The 15,588-nt window shown below is 74.4% G+C and carries 18 protein-coding genes; 8 read left to right on the forward strand and 10 right to left on the reverse strand.

Annotation, left to right across the window (positions count from 1 at the left end):
* Positions 1-4 precede the first annotated feature (4 nt).
* A complete protein-coding gene (locus BM339_RS02340; RefSeq protein WP_024935998.1) occupies positions 5-187 on the reverse strand; it encodes a hypothetical protein in 183 nt (60 codons plus the stop codon).
* A gap of 70 nt (positions 188-257) precedes the next feature.
* Between BM339_RS02340 and BM339_RS02345 the strand changes: the two genes are divergently transcribed.
* Both BM339_RS02345 and BM339_RS02350 read left to right on the forward strand, forming a co-directional pair.
* The gene (locus BM339_RS02345) at positions 258-1,412 is read left to right on the forward strand and encodes a sensor histidine kinase (RefSeq protein ID WP_052357773.1); all 1,155 of its coding nucleotides are present in this window, start codon (positions 258-260) and stop codon (positions 1,410-1,412) included.
* Complete coding sequence (locus BM339_RS02350; protein ID WP_075019769.1) at positions 1,397-2,011, forward strand: response regulator transcription factor; 615 nt, start codon at positions 1,397-1,399, stop codon at positions 2,009-2,011. The genes BM339_RS02345 and BM339_RS02350 overlap by 16 nt, the downstream gene beginning before the upstream one ends.
* Before the next feature lies 1 nt (position 2,012).
* On the opposite strand, the gene BM339_RS02355 is transcribed toward BM339_RS02350, so the two are convergent.
* On the reverse strand, positions 2,013-2,837 hold the full coding sequence (locus tag BM339_RS02355) for a siderophore-interacting protein (RefSeq protein ID WP_075019770.1): 825 nt from the start codon (positions 2,835-2,837) through the stop codon (positions 2,013-2,015).
* An 11-nt stretch (positions 2,838-2,848) separates the two neighbouring features.
* Positions 2,849-3,871: an ABC transporter substrate-binding protein gene (locus BM339_RS02360; RefSeq protein ID WP_075019771.1), complete on the reverse strand. Its 1,023-nt coding sequence runs from the start codon at positions 3,869-3,871 to the stop codon at positions 2,849-2,851.
* Between the two features lie 133 nt (positions 3,872-4,004).
* On the opposite strand from BM339_RS02360, the gene BM339_RS02365 reads away from it, so the two are divergent.
* The 5 genes from BM339_RS02365 to BM339_RS02385 all read left to right on the forward strand — a co-directional run bounded on the left by BM339_RS02365 (position 4,005) and on the right by BM339_RS02385 (position 8,920).
* On the forward strand, positions 4,005-5,060 hold the full coding sequence (locus BM339_RS02365; protein ID WP_075019772.1) for a FecCD family ABC transporter permease: 1,056 nt from the start codon (positions 4,005-4,007) through the stop codon (positions 5,058-5,060).
* Positions 5,057-6,106: a FecCD family ABC transporter permease gene (locus BM339_RS02370; protein ID WP_021599228.1), complete on the forward strand. Its 1,050-nt coding sequence runs from the start codon at positions 5,057-5,059 to the stop codon at positions 6,104-6,106. The genes BM339_RS02365 and BM339_RS02370 overlap by 4 nt, the downstream gene beginning before the upstream one ends.
* A 1-nt stretch (position 6,107) precedes the next feature.
* On the forward strand, positions 6,108-6,917 hold the full coding sequence (locus tag BM339_RS02375) for an ABC transporter ATP-binding protein (RefSeq protein WP_075019773.1): 810 nt from the start codon (positions 6,108-6,110) through the stop codon (positions 6,915-6,917).
* Positions 6,918-6,992: 75 nt separating this feature from the next.
* On the forward strand, positions 6,993-8,459 hold the full coding sequence (locus BM339_RS02380) for an MFS transporter (protein WP_075019774.1): 1,467 nt from the start codon (positions 6,993-6,995) through the stop codon (positions 8,457-8,459).
* Positions 8,456-8,920, forward strand: coding sequence for a MarR family winged helix-turn-helix transcriptional regulator (locus tag BM339_RS02385; protein ID WP_075019775.1), 465 nt, complete (start codon positions 8,456-8,458; stop codon positions 8,918-8,920). The genes BM339_RS02380 and BM339_RS02385 overlap by 4 nt, the downstream gene beginning before the upstream one ends.
* Here the strand turns inward: BM339_RS02385 and BM339_RS02390 are convergent.
* The 7 genes from BM339_RS02390 to BM339_RS02420 all read right to left on the reverse strand — a co-directional run bounded on the left by BM339_RS02390 (position 8,917) and on the right by BM339_RS02420 (position 14,593).
* On the reverse strand, positions 8,917-10,200 hold the full coding sequence (locus tag BM339_RS02390; protein ID WP_244938845.1) for an ABC transporter substrate-binding protein: 1,284 nt from the start codon (positions 10,198-10,200) through the stop codon (positions 8,917-8,919). The two genes, BM339_RS02385 and BM339_RS02390, sit on opposite strands and share 4 nt — an antisense overlap.
* Positions 10,197-11,297 (reverse strand): branched-chain amino acid ABC transporter permease, encoded by a 1,101-nt coding sequence (locus tag BM339_RS02395; RefSeq protein ID WP_075019777.1) that lies wholly within the window; start codon positions 11,295-11,297, stop codon positions 10,197-10,199. The genes BM339_RS02390 and BM339_RS02395 overlap by 4 nt, the downstream gene beginning before the upstream one ends.
* Positions 11,290-12,180, reverse strand: a complete 891-nt coding sequence (locus tag BM339_RS02400) for a branched-chain amino acid ABC transporter permease (protein WP_075019778.1) — start codon at positions 12,178-12,180, stop codon at positions 11,290-11,292. The genes BM339_RS02395 and BM339_RS02400 overlap by 8 nt, the downstream gene beginning before the upstream one ends.
* Complete coding sequence (locus tag BM339_RS02405; protein WP_075020125.1) at positions 12,177-12,968, reverse strand: ABC transporter ATP-binding protein; 792 nt, start codon at positions 12,966-12,968, stop codon at positions 12,177-12,179. Before BM339_RS02405 ends, BM339_RS02400 begins: the two co-directional genes overlap by 4 nt.
* Positions 12,965-13,762, reverse strand: a complete 798-nt coding sequence (locus BM339_RS02410) for an ABC transporter ATP-binding protein (RefSeq protein ID WP_024935994.1) — start codon at positions 13,760-13,762, stop codon at positions 12,965-12,967. Before BM339_RS02410 ends, BM339_RS02405 begins: the two co-directional genes overlap by 4 nt.
* 137 nt (positions 13,763-13,899) lie before the next feature.
* Positions 13,900-14,190 carry an MTH1187 family thiamine-binding protein gene (locus tag BM339_RS02415; RefSeq protein ID WP_021598617.1) on the reverse strand — a complete coding sequence of 97 codons (291 nt, stop codon included), beginning with the start codon at positions 14,188-14,190 and terminating at the stop codon, positions 13,900-13,902.
* Positions 14,191-14,200: 10 nt separating this feature from the next.
* Positions 14,201-14,593 (reverse strand): DUF7715 family protein, encoded by a 393-nt coding sequence (locus BM339_RS02420; RefSeq protein ID WP_021598616.1) that lies wholly within the window; start codon positions 14,591-14,593, stop codon positions 14,201-14,203.
* 61 nt (positions 14,594-14,654) lie between these two features.
* Between BM339_RS02420 and BM339_RS02425 the strand changes: the two genes are divergently transcribed.
* A complete protein-coding gene (locus tag BM339_RS02425) occupies positions 14,655-15,428 on the forward strand; it encodes an enoyl-CoA hydratase-related protein (protein WP_024935992.1) in 774 nt (257 codons plus the stop codon).
* The last annotated feature ends 160 nt before the right edge of the window (positions 15,429-15,588 follow it).

The raw sequence follows: 15,588 nt of genomic DNA on the forward strand, positions 1-15,588 counted from the left end.
CCGGTCAGCCCTGGGGCCCGCGCCGGGTCAGCCTGCCCGCGAAGCCCCAGCCGAGGCCGATGAGGACCGCGCCGGCGGAGGCGACCAGACCGAGGGCGGCGACGTCGAGGACGGCGAGGAGCGCGATGAGGAGACCGTAGACGACGGTGAGGGCGAGGAGGGCCTGCCGGACGGCGGTGCTGTTCATGGGCACGATCATGCTGCGACCTGGCGGTCGGTAGTATCCACCGGTCGGTGGACAGAGCGGGGTGGCGGACATGACCGGCGGACCGGAGGGGGCGCGTGCGGAGAGCGTCTGGCTGCGCTCGTATCCGTTCTGGGACGCCTATTTCGCGATGGTGCTGGTCGGGACGATCGCCGCGACGGCCGCCGACGGAGCGCCGCCCGGCCGGCGGGCGGCGGCGATCCTGCTGCTGGTCCTGCTGAGCCTGGCGTACGTGGCGATCGGGCGGAAGGCGCTGCGGTCGCAGGAGGTGCCGCGGCCCGGGTGCAAGATCTATGCGGTGGCGCTGATCTGCATGTTCGTGCCCGCGACGCTGCTCGCGCCGGTGACGGCGACGGGCCTGTCCGCGCTGGCGCCGCAGGTCTACATGATGTACGGCACGGCCCGCGGCCTCGCGCTGATGCTCGTGCTGCTCTCCGGCCCGGTCGGGCTCGCGCTGGCGGAGTCGGGCGCGAGCCGCGCGATGACGGTCGTGATCGTCGCGGGCGGCGTCGCGTGCAGCGTCCTGCTCGCGGTGTTCATCGGCCGGCTCGGCCGCCAGAACCGCGAGCGGCTGCGGCTGATCGAGGAGCTGGACCGGACGCGCGGCGAGCTCGCCGAGGTGAGCCGCGAGGCGGGGGTGCTCGCCGAGCGGGAGCGGCTGGCCCGCGACATCCATGACACGATCGCGCAGGGGTTCACCTCCATCGTGATGCTGCTGCAGGCGGCGGAGGCCGACACCGGGCCGAACCGGCACCTGGAGCTGGCGGTCCGCACGGCGCGGGAGAACCTCGCCGAGACGCGGGGGCTGGTCGCGGCGCTGGCGCCGCCGGCGCTGGACGGCGGCTCGCTGGTGGAGGCGCTGCGGCGGATGGCCGGCGACTTCGACCTGCCCGCCGACCTGGTCGTCGAGGGGGAGCCGCGCCCGCTGGACGCCGTGGAGGTCGTCCTGCTGCGGGTGGCACAGGAGGCGCTCGCCAACGTCCGCAAGCACTCGGGCGCCGGGTCGGTGATGATCATGCTGGAGTACGGGGGCACGGTGCGGCTGACCGTCGCCGACGACGGGCGCGGGTTCGACCCGGAACGGGCCGGACGCGGGTTCGGGCTGCGTGGGATGCGGAGCCGGGTCGAGCAGGCCGGCGGGACGTTCACCGTCAACGGCGCGGACGGCACCAGGGTCGAGGCGGAGGTGCCGTGCTCCGCGTCATGATCGTCGACGACCATCCGATCGTCCGGGAGGGGCTGCGGGGGATGCTCGCGGCCGAGCCGGACATCGAGGTGGCGGGGGAGGCCGCGTCGGGGGACGAGGCCGTCGCGGTGGTGCCGGCCGTCCGCCCGGACGTGGTCCTGATGGACCTGCGGATGCCGTCCGGGGACGGGGTGAGCGCGATCGAGCGGCTGCCCGGCCACCGGATCCTCGTCCTCACGACCTTCCACGACGACGCCGACATCGTCCGGGCGATCGAGGCCGGCGCCGCGGGCTACCTGCTCAAGGACGCGTCGCGGGCCGCGCTCGCGGCCGCCGTCCGGGACGTCGCGGCGGGGCGGCGGGTGCTGTCGCCCGAGGTGTCGGCCCGGCTGGCGGCGGCGAGCGCGGCCGCGCCGCCGCCCGTCCTGTCGGCCCGGGAGTCGCAGGTGCTCGCCCTGGTGGCGGAGGGCCTGACGAACGCCGAGATCGGCGGCCGCCTCCACATCGGCCAGGCGACCGTGAAGACGCACCTGCTGCGGATCTTCGGCAAACTCAACGTCTCCGACCGCACCGCCGCCGTCATGACCGCCCTGGAACGCCGCATCCTCCCACCCCCGTGACTTATTCCTCGGTGGCGGGGCTGCCGCCGGCGACGACCTCGGCGAGCAGGTCCTCCTCGGTGGCGCCGCGGCGCCAGTAGCCGGTGAAGGTGACGGCGCGGCGGTCCAGGCCGCGCTCCTTGACCAGGTGCCGGCGCAGCGCCTTGACGACGGCGGACTCACCGGCGATCCACGCGTAGGCGCCGGCGGGGATCGTCGCGGCGCGGACCGCGTCCACCAGGCCGCCCGGGGAGACCCAGGTGACCTCCGCGTCGGCGGCGGTCGGCAGGTCCTGCCGGTCCTCGGGGTACGGGACGTCGATCCACACCTTCGCGGGCGTCCCGGCGGGCAGCCAGGCGAGGTTCCCGGCGATCGCGGGCAGCGCGGTCAGGTCGCCGGCGATCACCACCGGGGTGCCGGGCGGCGGACGGAAGTCGTAGCCGCCGTTGTCGGGGCCGGTCGGGCCGAGGACGGTGACGCGGTCGCCCGCGCCCGCCGACCCGGCCCAGCGGGCGGCCGGGCCGGACGTGCCGTCGGCGTGCAGGGCGAAGTCGACGTCGAGCTCGCCGGGACGCGTGCCGCGGACGGTGTAGGACCGCATGATGCCGCGCTCGGCCGGGTCGAGCGCCCGCCAGTCGGCGAACCACGTGTCGCCGTTGCTGTTCCGCGGCATCACCGGTGCGTCCTGGTGCGGGTGCGGGAGGAACAGCTTGAAGCGCTGGTCGCGCCCGGCGGTGACGAAGCCGTCCGCGCCGCCGAAGGTGACCCGGACCATCGACGGCCCGAGCCGCTCGGACCGCAGGACGTGCAGGTCGAAGAACGCGAACGGGTGGGCAGGGGTCGTCATCGCGCCGCCTTTCAGCCGGTCTTCTTCGCGGACTGGATGGTCTGGGCGAGGGACTCGATGATCGGCGCGCAGCCCTCGTAGGAGAAGCGCGGCTCGGGCTGCCAGGCGACGACCTGGCCGGCCTTCACCGCGGGCAGGTCCTTCCAGGACGGCTTGGAGCCGAGGTCCTTCGGCTGGAGCGCCTGCGTCCGGGTGTCGAGCATGATGACGTCGGCCTTGTACTTGCCGGCGTTCTCCCAGCTCAGCTCCTCGAAGTAGCCGTCCTGGCTCGGCTTCTCCGGCACGATGAGCTCGACGCCGAGCTCCTTGAAGTAGATGAGGTCGGTGTTCTTGTTCGGGCTGGAGGCGTAGAACAGGTCGGGGCTCGCGGACGCGGCCAGCACCTTCAGGCCCGGCCTGGCCTTGGCGGCGGCGCGCAGCGTCTCGGACGCCTTGTCGAACCGGGCCTTGGCGGCGGTGACCTTCGCCGACTTCAGGTCGGCGCCGAGAGCGGCGGCGAGGGCGCCGGTCCGCTCGATCGGCTTCGGTAGCGGCACGGCCCCGGTGGAGATGGCGACACTGGGGGCCAGCGCGAAGATCTTGTCCTTGCTCTCGGCCGGGACGTAGAAGAGGTCCGGCGGCACGAACATGTTGTCGACGAGGAGCTCGGGGCGCAGCGCGGCGTACTTCTCGATGTTGAACTCGCCGTAGGCGTTGCCGATGATCTCCAGCCGGTCGACGGGCAGCTTCCCGGCCTGCGGGTCCGGCTTGCCGTCCTTGAGCTTCGTCGGGCCGTACACGCCGACGAGTTGCCGGTCGACGCCGAAGTCGTAGAGGGCCGCGGCGGCGCCGACGTAGGCGACGACCCGCTGCGGGCGCGCCTTGAGGTCGACCTTGGTGCCGCGGTCGTCGGTGAACGTCCACGCGCCGCCGCCGGACGAGGCCGTGCCGCCTCCGTCGCCGCCGCAGGCGCTGAGGAACGCTCCAAGGGCGGCGGCGCCGCTCGCGCCCAGGAAGCCGCGGCGGGTGAGGTGACCAGCACCGATGTATGACATTACGGACGTTCTCCCAAATCAACTACGGTGGTGTGATGGTGACCGCTGCGGGCTTAGGTTAACCTAACCTAAGATCTTGTCCAGAGCGGGGCCCGCCAGTGCGGCCCCAGGCACGTCCCCCGGAGCCCACCAGGTGTTGCTGACGAAGTCGCCGCCGCTCAGCCAGCTCGCCGAACGCCTGCCCGCCGGACGCCCGGCCGCCGGGCGCGCGCCGTGGGCGGCCGGGCTCCTCGCCGCCGTCCTGCTCCTGCTCGCCGCCGTCGTGCTGAGCCTCGCGGTCGGCGCGAAGCCGTTGTCGCTCGCGCAGGCCTGGGACGGGCTGTTCCACGACGACTCGCCCGCGTACACCGTCGTCCACGACATGCGGGTCCCGCGCACGCTGCTCGGCCTGCTCGCCGGGACGGCGCTCGGGCTCGCCGGCGCCGTGATGCAGGCCCTGACCCGCAACCCGCTCGCCGACCCCGGGATCCTCGGCATCAACGCGGGCGCCTCCGCGGCCGTCGTCTCGGCGATCTCCTTCCTCGGCATCACCTCGTTCACCGGCTTCGTCTGGTTCGCGTTCGCGGGCGCCGGCACCGTCGCGGTGCTGCTCTACGCGGTCGGCGGCGGGCGCGGCGCCACCCCGGCGCGGCTCGCGCTCGCCGGGTCGGCGCTGAACGCGGCGCTGTTCTCCTACGTGAACGCGGTCCAGCTCCTCGACACCGCGTCGCTCGACCGGATGCGCTTCTGGACGGTCGGCTCTCTCGGCGCCGCGCAGGGGTACACCGTGGTCCGCGTCGCGCCGTTCGTCCTCGCGGGGCTCGCCATGGCGCTGCTGCTGGCCCGCCCGCTGAACGCGATGGCGATGGGCGAGGACGCCGCCCGCGCGCTCGGCGCCGACCCGCGCCGGGTCCGGGTCGCCGCGATCGTCGCGGTCACCCTGCTGTGCGGCGCGGCGACGGCCGCCTGCGGGCCGATCATCTTCGTCGGGCTGATGATCCCGCACTTCGTCCGCGCGCTGACCGGCCCCGACCTGCGCCGGCTGATCCCGTACTGCGCCGTCCTCTCCCCGGCCCTGATGCTCGCCGCGGACGTCCTCGGGCGGGTGGTCGTCCGCCCGTCGGAACTCCAGGTCGGCATCGTGATGGTCGTCGCGGGCGGCCCGGTGTTCCTCTACTTCGTCCGGCACCGGAGGGCGGCCGCCTCATGAGCAGGGCCCCGCACTTCGCCGTCGTCCGGGTGCCCGCCGGGCCGTCGTTCCGGTTCCGCCCGCGCGCGCTCGTCGTCGCGGCGGTCTGCCTCGCGGTCGCGCTCGGGACGGGGGTCCTGCTCATCGGCAGCGGCGACTTCCCGATGAGCCCCGCGCAGGTCGTCCGCACCCTGCTCGGGCAGGGCTCGCCCGCCGACTCCCTGATCGTCAACCAGATCCGGCTGCCGCGGGTGGCGGCCGCGCTCGCGGTGGGCGCCGCGCTCGGGCTGGCCGGGGCGATCTTCCAGTCGCTCGTCCGCAACCCGCTCGGCAGCCCCGACATCCTCGGGTTCAGCCAGGGCGCCGCGACCGGCGTCCTCGCCGTGATCGTGCTGACCGGCGGGGGCAGCGCCGCGGTCGCCGCCGGGGCCGCGGGCGGCGGCCTGCTCACCGGCCTGCTCGTCTACGCGGTCGCCGGCCGGCACGGCGCGCACGGGCAGCGGCTCATCCTCGTCGGCATCGGCGTCGCCGCGATCCTCACCGGCGTGAACGGCTACCTGCTCACCCAGGCGCAGATCGTCGACGCCGCCCGCGCCGTCCTGTGGCTGACCGGCAGCCTGGACGGCCGCGACTGGGCGGACGCCGCGCCGGTGATCGCCGCGCTCGCCGTCCTCGGCCCGCTGGTCCTGGTCGGCTGCGGCCGGGCGCTGCGGATGCTGGAGATGGGCGACGACGCGGCGCACGGCCTCGGCGTGCCGATCGAGCGGGTCCGGCTGGTCATGCTGGCCGCGGCCGTGCTGCTCACCTCGCTCGCCGCGGCGGCGGCCGGCCCGGTCGCGTTCGTCGCGCTGACCGCGCCGCAGCTCGCCCGCCGGCTCACCCGCACGGCCGGCCCCAACCTGCTGCCCGCGGCGTGCATGGGCGCGGCGCTGATGGTGGCCGCCGACTGGACCGCGCAGCGCGCGTTCCCGGGCCATCAGCTCCCGGTCGGCGTCGTGACCGGCCTGCTCGGCGGCGGATACCTGGTCTGGCTCCTCGTGACCGAACGCAAGACGGGACGGATCTGAATTGAAGGACGGGAACGCGCGCCTCACCGGAACCGGGCTGACGCTCGCCTATGACAAGCGCATCATCACCGAGGACCTCGACGTGGCCGTCCCGGAGGGCTCGTTCACTGTGATCGTGGGGCCGAACGCGTGCGGCAAGTCGACGCTGCTGCGGGCGCTGGCGCGGATTCTGCGGCCGTCCGCGGGGACGGTCGTCCTGGACGGCCGGCCCATCGCCGACTGGCCGGCCAAGAAGCTGGCGCGCACGCTCGGCCTGCTCCCGCAGTCGTCGATCGCGCCGGAGGGCATCACGGTCGCCGACCTGGTCGCGCGCGGCCGGTACCCGCACCAGAGCCTGCTGCGGCAGTGGTCGCGGGAGGACGAGCGGGTTGTCGCCGAGTCGATGGACGCGACCGGCGTCGGGGACCTCGCCGACCGGCCCGTGGACGAGCTGTCGGGCGGGCAGCGCCAGCGCGTCTGGATCGCGATGGCGCTCGCCCAGCAGACGCCGCTGCTGCTCCTGGACGAGCCGACGACCTATCTCGACATCGCCCACCAGATCGAGGTGCTCGACCTGTGCGCGCGGCTGCACGAGGAGGGGCGCACCGTCGTCGCCGTCCTGCACGACCTCAACCACGCCGCCCGGTACGCCACGCACATGATCGCGATGCGGGACGGCGGCATCGTCGCCGAGGGCGAGCCCGCCGCGGTCGTCACGTCCGAGCTGGTGGAGCGGGTCTTCCGGCTCCCGTGCCAGGTGATCGACTGCCCGGAGACCGGGAACCCGCTGGTCGTCCCGGCCGCCCGCGCCCGCACGCCCGCCCCGCACTAGGCGCCCGGAATCGTTGCAGTCGCACAACGGTTGTAGTCTTGCAATGGTTGTACGGCTACAACGGTGGGAGGGCGCGTGCCCGAACTCAGTCCCCGGCGCCGGCTCCTGGTGCTGGCCATCTGCTCGATGAGCCTGCTCGTCGTCAGCCTCGACAACACGATCCTCAACGTCGCGCTGCCGTCGCTGCAGGAGGACTTCCGCAGCTCGCTGTCCGGCCTCCAGTGGACGATCGACGCCTACCTGATCGTCCTGGCGTCGCTGCTGATCCTGTCCGGCTCGACCGCCGACCGGATCGGCCGGCGCCGGGTGTTCCAGACCGGGCTCGCGCTGTTCGTCACCGGGTCGGTGATGTGCAGCCTCGCGCCGTCCCTCGGCTGGCTCGTCGGCGCCCGCGTGGTCCAGGCGGTCGGCGGGTCGATGCTCAACCCGGTCGCGATGTCGATCATCACGAACGTGTTCACCGAGCCGCGCGAGCGGGCCCGCGCCATCGGCGTGTGGAGCGGGGTCGTCGGCCTCAGCATGGCGCTCGGGCCGCTCGTCGGCGGGCTGCTCGTCGACTCCGTCGGCTGGCGCTCGATCTTCTGGCTGAACGTGCCGATCGGGCTGGCCGCGCTCGTGCTGACCGCCTGCTTCGTCCCCGAGTCGCGGGCCGCCCGGCCGCGCCGCCTCGACCCGCTCGGCCAGATCCTCCTGATCGTCATGCTCGGCGCGCTGACGTTCGCGATCATCGAGGCGCCCGGCCACGGCCTGCGCGACCCGGCCGTCTTCGGCGCCGCGCTGCTGGCCGCGGCGGCGCTCGCCGGGTTCGTCCGGCACGCCCTGCGCAGTCCCGAGCCGCTGATCGACCTGCGCTTCTTCCGCAGCGTCCCGTTCTCCGGCGCGACGGTCATCGGCCTCAGCGGGCTCGCGGCGCTCGGCGGCTTCCTCTTCCTGAACACGCTCTACCTGCAGAACGTGCGCGGGATGTCGGCGCTGCAGGCCGGGCTGTACCTGCTGCCGATGGCGGCGATGACCGCGGCGACGGCCCCGCTGTCCGGGCGGCTCGTCGGCGGCCGGGGCCCGCGGCTCCCGTTCCAGATCGCCGGCGCGACGATGCTCGCCAGCGCGCTGCTGTTCGCCGCGTTCGACGCCGAGACCGGCGATCCCACGCTGTTCGCCGCCTACGTGCTGTTCGGCATCGGGTTCGGCATGGTGAACTCGCCGGTCACCAACACCGCGGTCTCCGGGATGCCGCGCTCGCAGGCGGGCGTGGCCGCCGCCGTCGCCTCCACCGGCCGGCAGGTCGGGCAGGCGCTCGGCGTCGCGGTGATCGGCGCGGTGCTCGCGGCCGGGACGTCCGGCTCCTACGCCGCGTCGACCTTCGTGTCGGCCGCCCGCCCGGCATACTGGATCCTCGCCGGGTGCGCCGCCACCCTCCTCGTGCTCGGCACGCTGACCACCGGCCCGCGGGCCGCCCGCAGCGCCGCGCGCACGTCCGCCCTGCTCGGGTCCGGCGACGCGCCGCCGGACGCCCGCCACGCGACGGGAGCGACCGCCCCATGACCGAGCCCGACCCGGCCGCCCGGCACGCCGCGACCGCGGCGCGGGCGTGGCACAACCTTCGCGTCCTGCTGCACGAGCGGGCCGACCGGCGCCGCGAGGTCTCCGAGGCGCTCGGCATGAGCTTCTTCCGGGTCAAGGCGCTGCGCCGCATCGCCGCGGCGACGACCCCGCTGACCCTGCGCGACCTTGCCGAGGCGCTGGTCACCGACCGCCCGTACGCCACGCTCGTGGTGGACGACCTGGTCGGGCGCGGCCTGGTCGAGCGGTCCCCGCACCCCGCCGACCGCCGGTCCAAGATCGTGACGGTGACGGAGGTCGGGCGCGCGGCGGCGGCGGAGGCCGAGCGGATCCTCGACACCCCGCCGCCGGAGCTCCACGACCTGCCGCCCGAGGACCTGGCCGTCCTCGACCGCGTCGCCGCCCGCCTCGTCACCGACCCGGAGGCGCCGGCGGAGGGCTAGGCGCCCGCGGGGACCCGGTAGGTCTCGGCGGCCTCGGACTCCTGGGCGTCCCGCTCGACGACGAGCCCGCCGAGCGCCTTGGCGTCGGTCCGCAGGATGTAGGTCTTGCGGGTGCCGGGCTCGTCCACCTTCGAGAAGTCCATCGGCGTCCCGTAGCCGCCGTCGTGGGCGGTGGTGGCCCGGTGCGCGGTGATCAGGCCCTCGCGGGTGAGGTCCTTGGCGGCGCACGCCTTCTTCAGCGCGTCCGTGAAGATCACGGCGTTGGTGTAGCCGTTGACGACGGCGTTGTCGCGCGGCTGCCCGGGGTACTCGCGGCCGTAGTCGTCCGCGAGCTTCTTGATCGGCGCGAGGCCGGAGGAGATCGGCGCGCCGGCGCTGGCGAGGTAGAAGTCCTTGAGCAGCGCGGGCGCGGCCGGCGTCCGCAGCAGCTGCGGGGAGAACCCGGAGTTGCTCGCCACGATCGGCACCGTGATCCCCTTGGCGCGGGCGACGCCCGCCAGCGACGCCGACTGCCGGGGGCCGGCGCTCATCAGGATCGCCGCCACGCCCGCGTTCTCCAGCGCGGCGACCTGGGAGGTCATGTCGTTGTCGGTCGCCTTGATCTTCTGCTCGACGAGCGTCAGCCCGAGCTCGCCGGCCGCGTACTTGGACCCGGCGAGCGCGCTCTCCCCGTAGTCGCCCTCGAAGTAGACGTGCCCGATCTTGTCGCCCTTCTTGATCCCCTTCTCCTCGGTGAGGAAGTCGAGCGCGTTGATCATGTCGATGTCGTAGGTGGTGCCGGTGACCTGGATGTACTTGTTCCCGAGCAGCGTCGTCGCCCACGCGTTCGGGATGACGAGCATCTCGTCGGACGTGATGCGCTTGCCGAGCGCCGTCACCATCGGCGACCCGACGAACTGGGCGATGCCGATGACGCTCGACCGCATCTCGCTGTAGGCGGCGACGGCCTTCTGCACGTCGTACCCGTGGTCGCGGACGACCAGCTCGATCTTGCGCCCGCAGACGCCGCCCTGCGCGTTCAGTTGCTCGACGTACATCTGCTGGGCCTGGGTGAGGCTCTTGCCGAGCGGCGCGTAGACGCCGGTCAGGTCGGTCTCGATGCCGACGCGGATCGTGCCGGCGGTGACTCCGGGGCCGGTCCTGACGCCGTCCGCGCCGGTGCCGCCGGATCCGCCCGACGCCTTGCCGCTGCATCCGGACGCCATGCTCAGCGGGAGGGCCATGGCCAGCGCGGCGGCCGCCGTGAGCCGTGCCGTGCCCGTCATACGGGGGCGTTTCATACCGGTTGCTCCTCTTTTTCGAGTCGGGTGAGGGAACGGGCGGCCCGGCGCCGGGACGAGGCGGCGCGCAGCCGCGCCCAGGTCCCGGTCAGGCCGCCGGGCAGGAACAGGACGACGGCGACGACGGCGGCGCCGTACAGGATCCGGGCCGCCTCGGCGGGGGAGACCCCGCCGGAGCCCGGCGCGGCGACGAGCGGCAGGTCGTCGCCGAAGCGGGTGAGGAGCTGGGGCAGGACGGACACGAACACCGCGCCCGCGACGGCCCCCGCCGCGGTGCCGAGCCCGCCGATGACGATCATGGCGAGGTAGTCCAGGGACAGGAACATGCCGAAGTAGTCGGGGACGGTCCGCCGGAACGACAGCGCGAGCAGCGCCCCGGCCGCCCCCGCGTACATCGACGACAGCACGAACACCCCGGCCCGGTAGCGCGCCACCGGGACGCCCATCACGGCCGCCGCCACCTCGCGGTCGCGGATGGTGTTCATCGCCCGTCCCGGCCGCCCGCGCAGGATGCCGCGCGCGATCCACGCCGCCGGGACCAGCAGCAGGACGGCGAGGAACCAGAGCCGCTCCAGCGCGCCCAGCGGGACGTCGAACACCACCAGCTCGGGGGAGTCGTCGAAGCGGAACCCGGCCAGCTCCAGCGGCGGGACGTCCCGCCCGTTGAACCCGCCGGTGACGCGCTCGGCGTTGAACAGCACGTGCTGCCCGATGAAGATCAGCGCGAGGGACGCGATGCCGAGGTAGGTGCCGCGCAGCCGCGCGGCGATGGGGCTGAACAGGCCGCCCGCGACGCCGGCCAGGACGACGGCGCCGGCGAAGGCCAGCGGCGTCGGCAGCCCCAGACCGGCGAGCCGCGGCTCCGGGCCGGACGCCAGGTACACGTACCCGTAGGCGCCGACGGCCAGGAAGAACGCGTGCCCCATGGACAGCTGCCCGGTCGCGCCGGTCAGCAGGTTCAGGCCGATCGCGCCGATCGCGGCCGACATCGCGAACAGGCCGGTCTGCAGCCAGAAGGCGTCCAGGTAGAACGGCGGCGCGAGCAGGACGGCCGTGGCCGCGAGGGCCGCGACGGCTCGCGGTGAGGGCCTAGACACGGGACAGCTCCCTCGTCCCGAACAGCCCCGCCGGGCGGACGAGCAGCACGGCGAGCATCACGAGGAAGGGCGCCACGTCGCCGATGCCGCGGCCGAGGAACGCGAGGTCGCCCTGGTAGCCGGTGACCAGCGACTCGGTGAGCCCGACGATGAGCCCGCCGGCGAGCGCGCCCGTCGTGGAGTCGAGCCCGCCGAGGATCGCGGCCGGGAACGCCTTCATCGCCGCGAACGACGTGCCGCGGTCCAGGCCCGGCGTCGGGAACACGGTCAGGAACAGCGCCGCGACCGCGGCGAGCCCGCCCGCGACGGCCCACGCGGCGAGCGAGACCCGCGACAGCCGGACGCCCATCAGCGCGGTGGTCTCGCCGTCCTCGGCCGCGGCCCGCATCGCCACGCCCCAGGACGTGAACCGGAACGCCGCCAGGAACGCCGCGATCAGCACGGTCGCGGCCACGAGCGCGGCGATGCGCGACTGGGCGATGCCGACGCCCGCGACGTCGACGACGCGGTCCTGCCAGGGGTCGCCGAGGGAGAGGACCCGCGTGCCGATCTCCCGCGTCAGCGCGGTGGTCAGCACGATGTCGACGCCGATCGTGACGATCGCCAGCACCGCGTGGTCCTCCACGCGTGCGCGCCGCAGCACCAGCAGCTCCACCAGCGCCCCGGCGGCGGCCGCGGCCGCGACGCCCGCGCCGAGCGCCGGCAGGAACCCGATGTCGTCGTGCAGGACGGCGGTCACGTAGCCGCCCGCCAGCAGCAGCGACGCGTGCGCGAAGTTGACCACCTCGGTGGCCTTGAAGATGATCACGAAGCCGAGCGCGATCAGCGCGTACACCGACCCCGCCGACACCCCGTTGACCACCAGCTCGATGAACGTGCTCACGGATTCCCCTCCGGGCCGGACGGCGCGTGCGCGCCGCCGAGATAGGCGCGGACCACCGCCGGGTCGCGCTGCACCGCGGCCGGCTCGCCGCCCGCGATGCGCCTGCCGAAGTCCAGGACGGTGACCTCGTCGGCCAGCCGCATGACCATCCCCATGTCGTGCTCGACCAGCAGGACCGAGACGCCGAGGTCGGCGCGGGCGCGGCGGATGACCGCGGCCATCCGCCGCCGCTCCGCGCCGTTCATCCCGGCGACCGGCTCGTCCAGCAGGAGCAGCCGGGGCTCCATCGCGAGGGCGCGGGCCAGCTCGACGCGCTTGCGCACGCCGTAGGGCAGCGCCGCGGCGGGCGCGCCCAGGTGCGCGTCCACGCCGACGAACCGGGCGATGTCGCGGACCCGCGCCCGGTGCCGGGCGTCCTCCCCGCGCGCCCAGGGCGCCCGCAGGCCCGCGGACGCGAACCCGGCCCGGGTGAGGCGGTGCCGCCCGAGCATCAGGTTGTCCTCGACGGACAGCCGCCCGGACAGCGCGATGTTCTGGAACGTCCGGGCGATGCCGAGGCCCGCGATGCGGTGCGGCGGCAGGGACGTCAGCTCCGTCCCGCCGAACCGGACGCTGCCCTCCGTGGCCCGGTAGACCCCGGACAGCACGTTGAAGCACGTCGACTTGCCCGCCCCGTTCGGCCCGATCACCGCGTGCACGCTGCCGGCCGCGACGGTGAAGCCGACCCCGTCCAGCGCCGTGAGCCCGGCGAACCGCACCGTGAGCCCGCTGACCACCAGCTCGCTCATCCGGCCCACCGCCCGAGCGCGGGGCCGCTCTCGCCATCCGGGCCCTCGTCCTCCTCGCCCGCGACGCCGAGGTAGCGGCGCCGGACCTCGTCGCCGGCCGCCAGCTCCGCCGACGGCCCGTGCAGCGTCACCGCGCCGACCTCCAGCACATGCGCGGACGACGACAGCTCCAGCGCCAGGGCCGCGTTCTGCTCGATCAGCAGGATCGCCGTGCCCTGCAGGTTGATCTCCCGCACCGTCTCGGCGATCCGCGCGGCCATCAGCGGCGCGAGGCCGAGCGTCGGCTCGTCCAGCAGCAGGACGGACGGGCACGCCATCAGCGCCCGCCCGATCGCGAGCATCTGCTGCTCCCCGCCGGACAGCAGCCCGGCGCGCTGCCGGGCCCGCTCGGCCAGCAGCGGGAACAGCCGCAGCACCCGGGCGCGGGCCTTCGCGGCCTCCGCCCGGGCCGGCGCGCCGAGCGCGCCCGCCCGCAGGTTCTCCTCGACGCTGAGCCGGCCGAACACCCGCCGGCCCTCCGGCACCTGCACCACCCCGGCCGCCACCACGGTCGACGGGTGCAGGCCGACGAGGGGCCGCCCGCCGAGGTGCACCGTGCCCGCGTCGACCGCCCCGCGATGGAACGGCAGCGTGCCCGAGATGGCGCGGAGCAGGGTGGACTTGCCCGCCCCGTTCGCGCCGAGCACCGCCGTGACCGATCCCGCCGGGACGTCCAGCGAGACCTCGCGCAGCGCCCGCACCGCCCGCCCGTAGCTCACCGACAGCCCGCGGACCGCGAGGGTCCCGTTCGCCATGCGCCCCCTCCAGAAGGTCGTGTGACCGGCACCCCAGCACGGGGCGCCGGCCCACGTCCACGGCCCGGAGGCAAGACGGGGCGGGGGTCCAATCGAAGGTCGCCGGCGTTGTGCGGGGAGCACAGCGGCGGACCGGGTTACCGGAGGTGGCGCTCCACGGACTCGACCTTGGCGTCCAGCGCGCCGGTCACGCCGGGGCGGAGGTCGGCCTTCACGACGAGGCTCACCCGCGGCGCCCGCGCGGCCACCGCGTCGGTGGCGGCCTTCACCACGGCCATGACCTCGTCCCATTCACCCTCGACGGTGGTGAACATGGCGTCGGTCCGGTTGGGCAGGCCGCTCGCCCGCACCACCCGGACCGCTTCGGCGACGAGTTCGCCGACCTCCTCGCCCACGCCGAGCGGGGTCACCGAGAAAGCGACGAGCATCGAGCACCTCCTAGGGCTGGACGACCTGCCGTACCACGATCTCATCCAGCCGCCGCTCGACGATCACCCCCACCGGCCAGTCGCGGACGAGGCAGCGCAGCAGCGCCGCCTCGTGCTCGGCGAACGAGGGGTCGCAGCCCTGCTGCTCCAGGCTGCTGCTGATCGCGAGGACGTAGTCGTCGCCGGTGAACCCGGGGACCTCGCGGACCATCGCGGTCGTCGTGGCGCGGTGCGAGTTGAGCCCGGCGAAGGAGCGGCCGCAGCCGCAGCCGCCGTCGGGGTCGTCGCGGTCGCTGGCGCACACCAGCCCGATGTGGACCAGTTCGCCTTCGACGCACCAGTCGAAGTCGTTGTCGCGGAATCCCTGGCTGGAGTTGGTGGCGGTGAGCAGTTTCAAGGCCATACCCCCTCGGCACGGTGGACCCGACCACCGTACGACGAGGGTCTGACGTAACGTCGGGACCATGAGCGAAGACAACGACGTCCTGCTTGACCGCGACGGCGCCTTCACCACGATCACGATGAACCGCCCGCGGCGCCGCAACGCGCTGTCGCGCGGCTTCCTCCTGGCGCTCACCGACGCGTTCCGCGAGGTCGGGGCGACGGACGCCCGCGGGGTGATCCTCGCGGCGAACGGCCCGGTCTTCTCCGCCGGCCACGACTTCGCCGACATGGCCGGGGCGTCCCACGCCGACGTCCGGGACCTCCTGCGGGTCTGCACGGGCCTGATGCAGACGATGCAGTCCATCCCGCAGGTGGTGGTCGCCCGGGTGCACGGCCTCGCCACCGCCGCGGGCTGCCAGCTGGCCGCCAGCTGCGATCTGGCCGTCGCCGCCGAGAGCGCGGGCTTCGCGGCCCCGGGCGGCAAGGGCGGCTGGTTCTGCCACACCCCGCTCGTCGCGATCGCGCACAACATCGGCCGCAAGCGCGCCGCGGAGATGGCGCTGACCGGCGAGGTCTTCAGCGCCGCCACGGCCGCCGAGTGGGGCCTGATCAACTACGCCGTCCCCGACGACGAGCTCGACAAGGCCACCCGCGAGCTCCTGGAGCGCGCCACGCAGGGCAGCCCCCGCAGCAAGGCCCTGGGCAAGCAGGCCATGTACGCCCAGTTCGACCGCCCGGAACAGGACTCCTACGCCTACGCGATCGAGGTCATGGCCGCCTCAAGCCAGACCCCCGAGGCCCAAGAGGGCATGACCGCCTTCCTGGAAAAACGCCCCCCACACTGGCCCGCCTAGCCCACCCGCAGGCCCCCGCCCACCCCAACCACCAGGCCCCCGCCCACCCCAACCACCAGGCCCCCGCCCACCCCAACCACCAGGGGGCGAGGGGCGGAGCCCCAAGGGGGCGTGGGGGCGGAGCCCCCACATCGGGGGTCCGGGGGTCGTCCCCCGGGTC

It is taken from the genome of Actinomadura madurae, from assembly GCF_900115095.1.
GTDB lineage: Bacteria > Actinomycetota > Actinomycetes > Streptosporangiales > Streptosporangiaceae > Spirillospora > Spirillospora madurae.

Excerpts from the sequence above, each read along its gene's own strand:
- BM339_RS02340 (WP_024935998.1), bottom strand. The coding sequence starts at position 187 with ATGAACAGCACCGCCGTCCGGCAGGCCCTCCTCGCCCTCACCGTCGTC.
- BM339_RS02345 (WP_052357773.1), top strand. The coding sequence starts at position 258 with ATGACCGGCGGACCGGAGGGGGCGCGTGCGGAGAGCGTCTGGCTGCGC.
- BM339_RS02355 (WP_075019770.1), bottom strand. The coding sequence starts at position 2,837 with ATGACGACCCCTGCCCACCCGTTCGCGTTCTTCGACCTGCACGTCCTG.
- BM339_RS02360 (WP_075019771.1), bottom strand. The coding sequence starts at position 3,871 with ATGTCATACATCGGTGCTGGTCACCTCACCCGCCGCGGCTTCCTGGGC.
- BM339_RS02370 (WP_021599228.1), top strand. The coding sequence starts at position 5,057 with ATGAGCAGGGCCCCGCACTTCGCCGTCGTCCGGGTGCCCGCCGGGCCG.
- BM339_RS02385 (WP_075019775.1), top strand. The coding sequence starts at position 8,456 with ATGACCGAGCCCGACCCGGCCGCCCGGCACGCCGCGACCGCGGCGCGG.
- BM339_RS02390 (WP_244938845.1), bottom strand. The coding sequence starts at position 10,200 with ATGAAACGCCCCCGTATGACGGGCACGGCACGGCTCACGGCGGCCGCC.
- BM339_RS02405 (WP_075020125.1), bottom strand. The coding sequence starts at position 12,968 with ATGAGCGAGCTGGTGGTCAGCGGGCTCACGGTGCGGTTCGCCGGGCTC.
- BM339_RS02410 (WP_024935994.1), bottom strand. The coding sequence starts at position 13,762 with ATGGCGAACGGGACCCTCGCGGTCCGCGGGCTGTCGGTGAGCTACGGG.
- BM339_RS02415 (WP_021598617.1), bottom strand. The coding sequence starts at position 14,190 with ATGCTCGTCGCTTTCTCGGTGACCCCGCTCGGCGTGGGCGAGGAGGTC.
- BM339_RS02420 (WP_021598616.1), bottom strand. The coding sequence starts at position 14,593 with ATGGCCTTGAAACTGCTCACCGCCACCAACTCCAGCCAGGGATTCCGC.
- BM339_RS02425 (WP_024935992.1), top strand. The coding sequence starts at position 14,655 with ATGAGCGAAGACAACGACGTCCTGCTTGACCGCGACGGCGCCTTCACC.